The organism is Leeuwenhoekiella parthenopeia (genome assembly GCF_020782115.1).
Lineage (GTDB): Bacteria > Bacteroidota > Bacteroidia > Flavobacteriales > Flavobacteriaceae > Leeuwenhoekiella > Leeuwenhoekiella parthenopeia.
In genome coordinates this window covers 156,456-168,896 of sequence record NZ_JAJGMW010000007.1, presented here as the reverse complement: position 1 = coordinate 168,896, position 12,441 = coordinate 156,456, and the positions used below count along the sequence as shown (strand labels likewise).

The 12,441-nt window shown below is 41.0% G+C and carries 10 protein-coding genes and 1 tRNA gene; 6 read left to right on the top strand and 5 right to left on the bottom strand.

The window, feature by feature from the left end; genetic code table 11:
- Positions 1 to 274: ISAon1 family transposase N-terminal region protein (locus tag LLW17_RS07560; protein ID WP_228229642.1), on the bottom strand; the 274-nt coding region annotated here is incomplete at its 3' end.
- An 81-nt stretch (positions 275 to 355) separates the two neighbouring features.
- On the opposite strand from LLW17_RS07560, the gene LLW17_RS07555 reads away from it, so the two are divergent.
- From LLW17_RS07555 to LLW17_RS18865, 4 genes are all read left to right on the top strand, one after another.
- Positions 356 to 829 carry a hypothetical protein gene (locus tag LLW17_RS07555; RefSeq protein ID WP_228229641.1) on the top strand — a complete coding sequence of 158 codons (474 nt, stop codon included), beginning with the start codon at positions 356 to 358 and terminating at the stop codon, positions 827 to 829.
- A gap of 645 nt (positions 830 to 1,474) precedes the next feature.
- Entirely contained in the window at positions 1,475 to 1,903 is a 429-nt protein-coding gene (locus LLW17_RS07550) for a hypothetical protein (protein WP_228229640.1), read from the top strand.
- A gap of 1 nt (position 1,904) precedes the next feature.
- Positions 1,905 to 2,306 carry a DNA adenine methylase gene (locus LLW17_RS18870; protein WP_262908947.1) on the top strand — a complete coding sequence of 134 codons (402 nt, stop codon included), beginning with the start codon at positions 1,905 to 1,907 and terminating at the stop codon, positions 2,304 to 2,306.
- Positions 2,307 to 2,326: 20 nt separating this feature from the next.
- Positions 2,327 to 2,803, top strand: coding sequence for a DNA adenine methylase (locus LLW17_RS18865; RefSeq protein WP_350355201.1), 477 nt, complete (start codon positions 2,327 to 2,329; stop codon positions 2,801 to 2,803).
- Positions 2,804 to 3,060: 257 nt separating this feature from the next.
- On the opposite strand, the gene LLW17_RS07540 is transcribed toward LLW17_RS18865, so the two are convergent.
- Both LLW17_RS07540 and LLW17_RS07535 read right to left on the bottom strand, forming a co-directional pair.
- A complete protein-coding gene (locus tag LLW17_RS07540; protein ID WP_228229639.1) occupies positions 3,061 to 3,843 on the bottom strand; it encodes an Fpg/Nei family DNA glycosylase in 783 nt (260 codons plus the stop codon).
- Between the two features lie 59 nt (positions 3,844 to 3,902).
- A complete protein-coding gene (locus tag LLW17_RS07535; RefSeq protein ID WP_228229638.1) occupies positions 3,903 to 4,838 on the bottom strand; it encodes a sugar phosphate isomerase/epimerase family protein in 936 nt (311 codons plus the stop codon).
- Positions 4,839 to 4,986: 148 nt separating this feature from the next.
- Between LLW17_RS07535 and LLW17_RS07530 the strand changes: the two genes are divergently transcribed.
- Positions 4,987 to 5,061 (top strand) — tRNA-Val (locus tag LLW17_RS07530).
- Between the two features lie 229 nt (positions 5,062 to 5,290).
- Here LLW17_RS07530 and LLW17_RS07525 read toward each other — a convergent pair.
- The gene (locus LLW17_RS07525) at positions 5,291 to 6,583 is read right to left on the bottom strand and encodes a UDP-N-acetylmuramoyl-tripeptide--D-alanyl-D-alanine ligase (protein WP_228229637.1); all 1,293 of its coding nucleotides are present in this window, start codon (positions 6,581 to 6,583) and stop codon (positions 5,291 to 5,293) included.
- Between the two features lie 65 nt (positions 6,584 to 6,648).
- Positions 6,649 to 8,343, bottom strand: coding sequence for a gliding motility lipoprotein GldJ (gene gldJ, locus LLW17_RS07520; protein WP_228229636.1), 1,695 nt, complete (start codon positions 8,341 to 8,343; stop codon positions 6,649 to 6,651).
- A 202-nt stretch (positions 8,344 to 8,545) separates the two neighbouring features.
- Between gldJ and porU the strand changes: the two genes are divergently transcribed.
- Entirely contained in the window at positions 8,546 to 12,403 is a 3,858-nt protein-coding gene (gene porU / locus LLW17_RS07515; protein WP_228229635.1) for a type IX secretion system sortase PorU, read from the top strand.
- Positions 12,404 to 12,441 lie beyond the last annotated feature (38 nt).

Below are 12,441 nucleotides of genomic sequence, written 5' to 3'. Positions count from 1 at the left end.
GTTTGTTGAGCCATCGACGTCGCTTTATATGCAGGAATACTTTTTTGCCACGCACAGGAAAATCCTGAACGGTTATTTCTTTATGGAACCCGTGCGCTGTGACCAGGCTTGAAGAAAACTCTTTAGGGACCTCTGCTTTTTCTTCAAAATGCAGGTGCAGTATATCTCCCTCTGTTTGATGACCGGTAAGGTTAAAATGGGTAATCAATAATTCTGGTAATAAAATCTTAAGTAAATCTATATATGCGTCAAATGCCTCCTGTTTAGAAAACAAAAATCAAACTATTCATTCAATTCACACACAACTTTTGAGAATGATCCGTAACTAATCTAAAGAACTCATTCCGAAATAGATATGGTAAAGAAGTACACTCAAAAAGAAATTAAGCTTGATCAGTTAGTATTAGATAAGGAAAATCCTCGGTTTGCAGAACTATATAACGGCAGCGAAAAGGAATCTGATATTATTGAATATCTATTGTATACGGAATCAGCTCAGGAAGTGGCAGAAGCTATTTCAGAAGCTCAAGAGTTCTACGAAGATAGACCTCTTTGGGTGTTTAAAGTGAATGACGGAGAATATTTGGTGAAAGACGGAAATCGAAGATGTGCCGCAGTAAAAGCGTTACAAACACCAAACAAATATGAATTGAGCTTATCTAGGTTTGAAATTGAAAAATTGCCAGTATTGGAGTATAAAAGTATTGCCGAATTAGATAAGCGAATACGTTTAGAGCATAATAGTAATCTCTTCAAAAAATGGGGCAGAATTGCGAAAGCAATGGAAATTTACAGACTATTTTCTAGCGGCAATTCAATAGAATCGTAATCAGATATAGACTCTAACCCAAAAGAATTCATTAAAACCGCTACTTTTTATTACGAAGCGGTTAAAATTAAAGGTGAAGATTTTAAAAAATTAGTTAGAGACGGTAAAGGAAAAACGGGAGGTAAGACGGTTATTTTTGAAAGACTTTTTAAAGAGCGCGCAAATTGTGGGTTTAATTTTAAGCATAAAACGAGCGAAATCCTAATTAAGGATAAGTCTTTATTTGAATCATACATCAGAGCAATTGTAGACTATTTAACAGATCATCCAAAAGCTTCCTCCAGACAGATTGATAATGAGGGAACAAAAGCATTTTTAGATTTATTAAGGCCATACGGGTTTCCTCCAAAAAATACTTCTTCGGATAGTGCAAGTTCTGGTAATAGTACAAATACATCTAATCAAAATACTTCTAGTCAAAATACTGGAGCTAATAGTTCAAACTCGACTAATAATTCTAGTACTACAAATACTCCAACGTCAGCATCTATTGCTACAGGTAATAGTACATCAAGTGGTGACACAGCTAACAATACAAATTCCACAAATGCTACTGGAACTAATACAGGAGGAAGTGGTTCGACAAGACACAGTATAAAATCGAAACCGAAATTAAAAAGAAAAAAAATACCTAGTCCGTTAAAAATGTTAATTGATGAATGCTATAATCTCGACGAAAATAATTTTGCCAATTCGAAAACTGCATTGACTAGAGTTTCTCTTGAATGTACTCTGAAATATGTAGTAGAAAATACAAATAAGCCAAACGGAAAGCCAATAAAAACCTCAAATCATTTTAATTTGGCTTTTAAGGACAGAAAAGGCAATCCCCTAACGTTTACGAATTTTGAAGTGTTAAAAACAAAATTTACAGAATTAATAACTGACGTAGGTATTAAGAAGGCTTTTGAAAATTTTGACATTCAAAACCCTCATCAAATTATACATAATTATCATGTTGCAGCAGTACCAGCTAACGCCAAAGCATTATGTGATAATCTGATTGATTTAATAGAATTTATGCTTCAAGACGAGACAGACTTATTGAATTCTCTTGATTTAACTCAATTATAATATGCTCTACTCACCATTGAGATATCCCGGTGGAAAAAATAAACTTTCTGCATTCATAGCAAAAATTTGTATTGATAATAATATTAATGGGCATTATGTTGAACCCTATTCTGGTGGAGCATCAGTCGCATTATTTCTCTTAATGGAAGGGTTTGTTGAGAAAATCACAATCAACGACAAAGACAGATCGATATATGCTTTTTGGCATTCAGTTTTGAATAAAACAAACCAGTTGTGTGAAAGAATTGATCAAGCAGACCTCACAATTGAAGAATGGAAAAAACAAAGAGCAGTGCAGGCAAACAAGAAAAAGGCGGATCTTCTTGACTTAGGTTTTTCCACTTTTTATTTAAATAGAACTAACCGTTCTGGTATTATCAATGCGGGTGTAATGGGGGGGTAAATCAGAATGGTAACTATTTAATTGATTGCAGGTTTAACAAACAAGAGCTCATTGATCGCATATCAAAAATTGCGAACTACAAGAAGCATATTCGTCTTTACAAAAAAGATGCTGTAAAGCTAATAGACAAGATTCAGCTAGAGGCAGAAAATGACAATATTGTGTTTTATTTCGACCCTCCCTATTATTTAAAGGCTAGTACTCTATATATGAATCATTATGAGTATAAAAATCACAAAACCGTTAGTGATAAGATAAAGTCAATTCAAAATATAAAATGGATAGTTTCTTACGATAATGTTCCTGAAATACAACAACTTTATTTTGATTGCCAAAAGAAAGAATTTTCTTTTAAGCATACCGCATATAAAATTAGAGAGGGAAAAGAAATAATGTTTTTCAGCAAAAATATTGAACAGCCCAAAATTGATGATTGGGATCCCTTGAGATTTAAACTCAACAAGGATAAATCTACCTCCAATATTATATATAAGTAGTAGGCCTATAGAAATAAGAGGCAAGTAAGATTAATGATTTTGATCCGGACCAAATTTGGGACAAAAGTTGTGTGAGAATTACAAATGATAAATTTTAAAATACTAATCATTAGATAACTGTAAACACAGCAATAGCCAAGGTTTAGAGCCTATGAGTCCAGTTCCTGCTACTGCCAAAAAGGCTTCACAAATTTGTGAAGCCTTTTTTAATTTAGATTATTTTGTAATTCTTCTATCCTTTTAGAAGATCCTTCCGGTTATAATTTCTGCCATTTAGGCGAAAAGTAAGTCGATCGACCTCCCACTTTGATTTTTTCGATTTCTGCACCGGTGTGATGGCAGGTTGCGCCTTCTTTGCGATTATGAATTAAAAAATCTTCCGGAAAGTCTGCATAGTGCGCGTCGTGCTCAATAGCGGTTTCTATAACGTGCTGCATAGCATCATAGATCGTTTTGATTTGGGTTTCGGTAAGACCTTCGACCTTTTGTTTGGGATGCATCTGCGCCTGATACAGGATTTCGTCGGCCATCCAGTTGCCAACCCCGGCGCTGACGCTTTGATCTAACAATACTTTTTTTATATCGGTCTTGCGGGTAGCAAGCGTCTCTTTAAACTCCTTAAGACTCAGTTCCCGGGCATCTTTGCTCAGGTTGTGTGATGTTCGGTAGTCTTCGATGTCGTCAACCAGCTCCCACCAGCCAAATTTCCGTTTGTTTTCAAAGGCGAAATGAAATCCGTTTTCAAACGTAAGTACGATATGTCCAAATTTTGGACGGTCATCTGGGTCTTTATAATAATTAGGTCTGCCGGTCATCCCAAAATGCATCAGCAGGATTTTAGGGCCGGTTGTTTTTAGAAATAAATACTTACCTATACGTACGGTTTCAGTCAGGCTTTCGCCCAAAAGCGCTTTTTCAAAATCGCTTACAGGCTTTTTTAATAGGCGTTTGTCGCGGCAATCCAGAGCGGTGATTTTTTTGTGCAGGCTGGTGCTGTCTATATATACTTTGTAGCCGTGTACCTCGGGTAATTCGGGCATATTTTAAAAATGTTTAAATAAAAAACCCCCGTGATGTAAAGCGGGGGCTGAGTGATTTATTAGTTAAAGCCGATTTCCTCGAGCGCTTTGTGACTTATTTTAATGGCCTCAAGAGGGGAGTGGTTAAACGTCATATCCTGTTCCACAAAATAGTATTGCATTCCGGACTCTTCTTTTTCGGCCAGGATTCGTGCAAAATCAATGCTGCCTTCTCCCACAGGGGCAAAGCGGCCTTCTGCATCCATATCCTTTACATGCCAAAGCTTAAATCTTCCGGGATACTTCTCAAAATAGGCAACCGGGTCTGCACCTGCTTTGGTTACCCAAAACAGATCCATCTGAAAGTTTACATATTTCGGGTCGGTATTTTCGAGCATATATTCAATGGGTACAATCCCATCAGCATTGGGCTTGTATTCAAAGTCGTGGTTGTGGTAAAGAAGCTGAAGTCCTGCCGCTTCACATTTTTCGCCAAGCGTATTCAGAATTGAAGTTAATTCCTTCACAGTACCACTCATCCCCATAGTTTGGGTTTCGGGATCAAAGGTAAACATCCCCATAGGCGGAACGGGAACGACAAAATAGGTAAAGCCCGCGGCTTTAACGTCTGCAATCATTTGGTCTGCATTCTCAAGCGTAACACTTCCCTGATGGGTACTAATGGGTTTTAAATTTACATCGGTGAGGTATGCTGCAAAATCGGCAGGGCTCATGCCGTAAAACAGGCCTTCATTATATCCGGCGGCCTCGATATTGAGGTATCCGTCTTCAGCAACCGTTTTTAGCGTTTTTTTAGGGTCTTCCCCCATGGCGTCACGCACCGTGTAAAGCGCCAGTCCGCCAAATTGTGCATCTGCTGTTTCAAGGCTGTCAGCAGCAATTGCCGTATCATCCTGTTGATCTTTTTTCTTTTCACCACAGGAGACAAAGAGGAAAGCTGTTAAAATAAAAGTCAGCATAAACTGACGGGTCATTCGATTTTTAGGGTTGTTCATATCAGGTAATTTTTAATAAGTCATTAAAAATAGTCAATTTCAGGTAACGCACTTTACAGGAATCAAAATTTAGCGTACTTCAAATTCGCAATATTTCGGCTTTAAAAAGTTTGTTATAACCTGTGACTTGATTAGCTTTGCCGGCTCGGGGACATTAACTCAGTTGGTTCAGAGTGTCACGTCGACAACGTGGAAGTCACTGGTTCGAATCCAGTATGTCCCACAAAAAAAAGCGGTACTGATTTTTCAGTATCGCTTTTTCATTTTAGGGCTGTTAACATCAAATTAACGCTTCTACCTTTCAAAATACCCGATATCGGGTATTTACACCACAGTTTTTTGCTTGTACATTTACACAAGTGAACAAAGTCATGGGTGAAATAATGACGATGTGGTCAAATGTATTTATTTGATCTTACAATGAGTCTATAGGGAATAGGGGCCTTATAGGCTCATTTTACGTTTAGGAGGTTTAATATGCGTTCCAGAGCCATTCCGCGCGAACCTTTGATTAGAACAGTGGCCTGTGCTAATTGGGCTTGTACTTCATCAGGTAAGCCTGTTTCCAAAAACTGCTCGGTAGAGGCATAGCATATTGCGCTATTTTGGGTCTTCATAAAGTTGCTTCCAACCAGAACGATTTGATTAATATGGAATTGTTCTGCTAAATCTGCTATGTACTGGTGTTCTGCAGCTGCTGCTTCTCCCAGTTCAAACATATCCCCCAGGATAGCCAGCTTGTAGGTGGCATGTGTGGTCGCGAGATTTCGCAGGGCCGCCTCCATACTGCTTGGGTTGGCATTATAAGCATCCATAATTAAGGTCTGCTTGTCATTTTTAATAAGTTGAGAACGGTTGTTTGAAGGGATATAGCTTTCTAAAGCCTCTTTAATGGCAGAATGCTCAATTTTAAACAAACTTCCAAAAGCTGCTGCAGCCGCGAGGTTAACCTCGTTGTACTGGCCAATGAGATTGCTTTCTACAATGGTTTCAGAAAATTTAATGTGGGCGAAAGGCTCCGCCAGTGCATAGGAAATTTTTAGTTCTGCTTCTTCGGTTTTACCGAATGTATACGTGTGTGTGCTGCCTAGCCGTTTTTGCTGAATAGGGTCGTCCAGGTTTAAAATCAGCGAACCTTTGTGTCCTATAAGATGTAGATAGAGCTCGCTTTTGCCCTTAATGACTCCTTCGACACCCCCGAAACCTTCCAGATGCGCTTTGCCAAAATTGGTGATGTAACCATAATCGGGTTGGGCGATTTCACACAGGCTTTGGATCTCGCCCTGGTGATTGGCGCCCATTTCTACGATTCCCAATTCGGTATCTGAAGACATGGATAGAAGGGTGAGCGGTACTCCTATGTGATTGTTAAGATTTCCCTGTGTGGCAACCGTTTTGAACTTTTTAGAAAGCACAGCGTTAATGAGCTCTTTAGTTGTGGTTTTGCCATTGCTTCCGGTGAGGGCGACAATGGGAATGTCCAGATGTTTTCTATGGGTGTAAGCCAGTTCCTGAAGGGTTTTAAGTATGTCTTCAACCAGAATGATTTGGTCTGTTGTTGCATATTCGCGTTCATCAACTATCGCCAGTTTTGCACCTTTAGTTAAGGCTTCTTTCGCGAAGCTATTGCCGTTGAAATTATCGCCTTTAAGCGCAAAAAACAACGAATCTTTTTTGATTTTACGGGTATCGGTGCTTACGCCGCTGCTTTCTAAAAAATGTTTATGAATTTCCTGAATGTTCATAGCTGTGCATAAAAAACGCCCTGAGCTTTAGGAGCAAAGGGCGTAGATTTTTTTATAAATAGAATTTAGTTACGTGGTGTTTTGTTTTTGGTAGATTTTGAACCTACGCGAGACATTGCGTTTCTAAAGCCTATGTCATCGGTAGCCATCGTTTGTGGCAGGTATCTGCGTTGAGCAGGATCTAGCCAGTATTCGCGATCTCTCCAGGATCCTCCTTTATAAACGCGTACTTCGTCATCTATAAGTGTGGTTCGGTCATTTGCTTTGTCGTATTCTTTAGTCAAACCATCTTCGCCTGCTGAAATCTTGTTGATTGGAGAGTCATACATACGATCGTTAGGGCTATCAGAATCTGAAAAGCTCTGATAGTAACGCGTAGATTGCTTATCACCATCTCTAAAGTTACGGTTGTCACTGTCGGAGAACTGGGTTCTTAAATAGGTTTCATTATCATCCACAGGTACCTGAAGAATCTCTCCCGGAAGATTGCGGGCTACAATTTTACCGTTTTCAAGCGTGTCGTATACAATATCTTCGGTTGTTAGAACCTTAACGGTGCCGTCTTCATTGATAGCATTTTTGGTGTATACGTTACCTCTATAGTAGTTAAAGTCGTTAAACTCATCGTCTATAATAGGTCTGTAAACGTCAGCAACCCATTCAGAAACGTTGCCGGCCATATCATAAAGGCCAAAATCATTAGGAGCGTAAGACTTAATCTCAGCCGTAATATCTGCATTGTCATCAGACCAGCCTGCAATACCGCCATAATCCCCGTCACCCTGCTTGAAGTTTGCTAATTGATCTCCGCGAGTCTTGCGTTCTCCCGAACGGGTATAAGCGCCATCCCATGGGTATTTTTTTCTACCGCGGTAAACGTTGTACTCTCTAAGACCTACAAGGCCTAAAGCTGCATATTCCCATTCTGCTTCGGTAGGTAAACGGTATTTGGTAGTAGAGATGATACCGTCTTTCATTTGCACATAAATATCTTTAGCTTCAGATCCTCCGGGATTATCAGCAGACGCTTTTGGGGTATTTGCTTTTTCGCGACGCTCAGAAGCTTTACCACCACGTATAACATCATCCTGACCGCCGTAAGTTAAACTGGGTGCCTGGAGATAGGTATAGGTGTCAAAAGTAGACTCGGCATCTACATTGTATTTGGCTCCTTTTTGGGTGTAACCTTCCTGTTCAAGAACAAATTCATTGTATCGGTTAGTTCTCCAGTTTCCAAATTCTACAGCCTGAATCCAGCTGACACCAACTACCGGATAGCGGGCATAAGCGGGGTGACGCAGGTAGTTTTCGGTCATCGTTTCATTAAAACCAAGGCGGTTTCTCCAAACTAAAGTGTCTGGCAATGCACCGTAGTAAATATTGCGGTAATTAGCTTCTTCGGGAGGGAATACTTTTTTAAGATAATCAAGATATTCCAGATACATAAGGTTTGTAACCTCAGTTTCGTCCATATAAAAAGACTGTACGTGTTGCTGCGTAGGCGTGTTATTCCAATCATGCATCACATCATCCTGCACGCGTCCCATGGTAAATGTACCACCTTCGATAAAAATCAAACCGGGAGCAGCCTCCTGTTCTTTGTAGTCGGTATTGGCCTGGAAGCCACCATTTTTGTCATTGATACTCCAGCCTGTGGCGCGGGAACTGTTCTTATAGTCCCGGCCATTATTGCTACAGCCAATCAGAAGTAGGGTTGAAAAGCTTAAAACTATCGTTCTAAACACAAGATTTTTGTTCATATTCTAAAACCTTTAAGAAAATTTGGGACTGCAATATACTATTAACGTGCCCAAATTGCAATAAAATAATCACTTATGCAACGCATAACAAGATGATATGTTACTTTTATTTAGGTTACTCTAACGCAGTATAATACGGTTTAGTATAAAAGGCTTTCAAATAGGTTGTATTAGCTTTACAAACTGAAAATAAATAGGCAATTTGAAAATTAAAACGACATTCGTCCTGCTAGTGCTTACCCAGTGGCTTTTGGCTCAGCAAACCCGCTTTACCATCAATTGGGATCAGCCGGTGCAGGCGGGTACGGCAGTAAAGCCCGCTGAAATACCCGGGTTTGACAAGGATTACTGGAGTTACAACCCGCTTACCGGTCTGCATTACAAGCGTAAACTGAGCCTGCGAAATACCGCGGGAAGCAGTGTGCAGTTAAAGAATGTGGATTATGAGATCGTGAGTCGGGCTCAATTAGGGGATTTGGATGTAAATACCCTGAATGCTGAGCCTCGTTTTTTTTACCGGACCTCATTGACCCGTGGTGTTCCGGCTTTAGAATTCAGTCTTGATCCTATTGTGAATCAAAACGGAGTTTTTAAGCGTGTGCGATCCTTTGAACTTGAGTTTTCCGGAGCTCCGGCAAACCGTAATGCGACCAGGACTTCGCGAATTGAAAATTCTGTTTTAGCCTCCGGAAGATTTTATAAATTTTATGTAGATACAACGGGTGTCTTTAAAATTACCCGCGAATTTTTGAGAGATCTGGGTATGGATGTAAACAACCTAGACCCGCGCAACCTCAAAATTTATGGTAATGGCGGTGCGATGCTGCCTCTTCGCAACCGCGATAATACGATTTTTGATCCGGTAGAAAATGCCATTCAGGTAATAGGTGAAGAAGACGGCAGCTTTGATAACGCTGATTATGTGCTTTTTTATGGCGAAAGCACACGACAATTCAATGCCGAAAGTCTAACGCACATCAACCTGTATGATGATAAGTCTTATTATTTCATAACGGCAGACGGTGTTGGCGGTAAGCGTATAGCTCCCATGCAACAGCCGGAAGCAGCTCCAAATCTAACGATAACCACCTTTCAGGATTATCAGTTTCACGAGCGGGATGAAGAAAACCTGCTCAATCTGGGCCGGCGCTGGTTTGGGGAGCGTTTTGATATTGAAGCTGAACAGGCTTTTACATTTTCGTTTCCCAACAGGGTGGTGACTCAGCCGGTTGAGCTTCGGGTTTATGTCGCTGCGATATCCGAATCTCAAACCTCATTTTCCCTTAATTTGAACGGCAACCCGGTGCGATCTCTAAATCTGCTGCCTATTAACGAGTCGCAGCTCGCACGCGGAGCTGATTATGATAGTTTTTTGAGTTCGTCAGATCCTGCTTTGACGGTTGCGGGAGATGAACTTACCGTGCAGCTAAGTTATTCTAATAACGGCAACCCTTCGAGTGAGGGCTATCTCGATTTTGTGGCAATTGAGGCAACCCGTCGCCTCGAAGGTACCGGAGGACAGTTTATATTCCGTAACAGGACAGCTCAAAATGCGCAGGGAGTTGGTCTATATACTATAAGTAATGCTTCAGAGTATGACCAGATTTGGGATGTCACAAATCGGGGTGCAATTACTTCGGTCTCCAATACCGAAAACACAAACCAGTTTTCTTTTAAAGGACAATTGGGACAAACGCTTACGTATCTGGCTGTTCATAACGATAATTTTTTTGTTCCGCTTCGCGAAAACGCCAATGCATTGATTGCAAATCAAAATATCAAGGGGAGCATTCTTTCGAATGGCGGGGTTGATTATTTGATGATTACGTCTGCTGCTTTACGCCCACAGGCTGAAAAACTTGCAGCTCACAACCGAAGCTTCAGAGGCTTAAATGTAGCTGTCGTAACTCTTGATGAAATCTATAACGAGTTCAGCTCGGGTAAACAGGACATAGGTGCCATACGCAATCTGGCTCGTTATGTTTATGAAAATGCGCCTTCACCTCAGTCGCGTTTGCAATACCTGTGTTTGTTTGGGGATACTTCTTTTGATTATAAAGACCGCATAGCAAACAATAACAATATCGTTCCTACTTTTAATACGTATCAAAGCTTTTCGCCTGCACAGTCGTATATGAGCGATGATTTTTACGGTTCCCTCGACCCCGATGAAGGTTTGATAGAAGATAACAGTCCCACAGGTAATGGGGGCTTTGATCGCCTGGATTTGGCAGTGGGGCGTATTTTGGCAGACAACCCACAGCTGGCAGAAGACGTGGTTGCCAAGATTATAGGTTATGATGAACGGGAATCTTTAGGGCGCTGGCGCAATAATTTTGTACTCATTTCAGACGATGTGGATGTAGCCTGGGAATTCACGGAACTTCAATCTACGATTGATGCGTTGGGAGACCAGATTCAGCAGGAGAAACCTTTTATTAATGTCGAAAAAATACACAGCGACAGCTTCAGGCAGCAGGCTTCTGCCGGAGGCGACCGGTATCCTGAAGTGAATAAAGCTATCGCCGATGCTCTTGAGGTAGGTGCTCTGGTGGTGGCCTATTTGGGGCATGGGGGTGAAAATACGCTGGCATCAGAATTTATTCTTACCAGGCAGAATGTAGAACAACTTACTAATGGCGATCGTTTGCCGGTTATCGTGACGGTAACCTGTGAATTTACACGTTTTGACAACCCCAACCGGGAGGCTGCTGGAGAAAGTTTGTTTTGGAATCCCGATGGCGGTGCTGTAGGTCTGGTGGCTACCACCCGTGAAATTTCGGTACGACTGGGAGTCTCATTTAATGAAAAGCTTGCGGGCAATTTATTTTCTTTTGGTACAAATACCATTAAAAGTGTGGCCGAAAATCTTCGCGAGACCAAAAATCAAATCAATGACGACAACCGAAGGGTTATTTTCTTTATCGGTGACCCGGCTATGAAACTGGGCTTTGCGAAACCCAGCGTAAGGCTTACTGCAATTAATGATGTGCCGCTCAGTCAGCCTGTAGACACACTAAAAGCGCTTAGTAGAGTGAGGCTTAGTGGGGAAGTGGTAGATGTTTCGGGGCAGCGTATTGCCGGCTATGAAGGGGATCTTTCGGCCACGGTCTATGATAAATATGTAGAGCGTCAAACTTTGGGCAATGACGGTACACGAGGTTCAAATGGCGAGTTGTTGATTCTCGATTTTAAAGAATTAGGACCCATTTTATATCGCGGGCAGGCAAAGGTGACAGATGGTAATTTTGATTTGGAGTTTGTGGTGCCCAAAGACGCTGCTATTCCGTTAGGTAATGGAAGGGTGAATTTTTACAGCCAGCGGAACGGTTTTTTTGAAGATCAGGCTGGAGCCGATCAGCGTATTTTGGTAGGAGGCTTGAATGAAAATGCGCCCGAAGACAATCAGGGTCCATTGATTGAACTTTATATGAATGACGAAAGTTTTGTAAATGGAGGGATAACCAATTCTTCACCTACGCTTTTAGTGAAACTGGAAGATGAAAACGGAATCAATACGGCAGGCGGTATAGGTCATGATCTGATAGCCATACTGGATGGTGATGAGGAAAACCCGATCATTCTTAATGATTTCTACGAAAGCGACACCGATAATTTCAATATTGGCAAGGCCTTGAGAACGCTGCGGGATTTGGAGCCGGGTTTGCATACCGTAACGGTGATCGCCTGGGATACCTACAATAATTCGTCAACCGCAGATTTGCAGTTTGTGGTTGCCGGTGATCAGGAACTTAAGCTTGAAAACGTCTTGAATTATCCCAATCCGTTTGTGAATTACACCGAGTTTTGGTTTAATCACAACCGCCCTTTTGAACCTCTTGAAGTGCAGGTGCAAATCTTTACAGTTACCGGAAAGGTTGTTAAAACCATAAATCAGGTAGTGACCACTACCGGCTTTTTGTCACGCGAAATTACCTGGGATGGTCTGGATGATTTTGGCCAAAAGATAGGAAAAGGGGTGTATGTGTATAAGATAACCGTTAAATCGACGTTAACGAATAAGAAAGTTGAAAAGTTTGAGAAGTTAGTCATTCTGTAAGCTTTAAAATATATATTTGTCAACACACGCCTTATTAA

What these genes read in the sequence shown, in the direction of transcription:
- LLW17_RS18870 (WP_262908947.1), top strand. Translation starts at nt 1,905, where the DNA reads ATGCTCTACTCACCATTGAGATATCCCGGTGGAAAAAATAAACTTTCT.
- LLW17_RS07555 (WP_228229641.1), top strand. Translation starts at nt 356, where the DNA reads ATGGTAAAGAAGTACACTCAAAAAGAAATTAAGCTTGATCAGTTAGTA.
- LLW17_RS07535 (WP_228229638.1), bottom strand. Translation starts at nt 4,838, where the DNA reads ATGAACAACCCTAAAAATCGAATGACCCGTCAGTTTATGCTGACTTTT.
- gldJ (WP_228229636.1), bottom strand. Translation starts at nt 8,343, where the DNA reads ATGAACAAAAATCTTGTGTTTAGAACGATAGTTTTAAGCTTTTCAACC.
- LLW17_RS07525 (WP_228229637.1), bottom strand. Translation starts at nt 6,583, where the DNA reads ATGAACATTCAGGAAATTCATAAACATTTTTTAGAAAGCAGCGGCGTA.
- LLW17_RS07540 (WP_228229639.1), bottom strand. Translation starts at nt 3,843, where the DNA reads ATGCCCGAATTACCCGAGGTACACGGCTACAAAGTATATATAGACAGC.
- LLW17_RS07550 (WP_228229640.1), top strand. Translation starts at nt 1,475, where the DNA reads ATGTTAATTGATGAATGCTATAATCTCGACGAAAATAATTTTGCCAAT.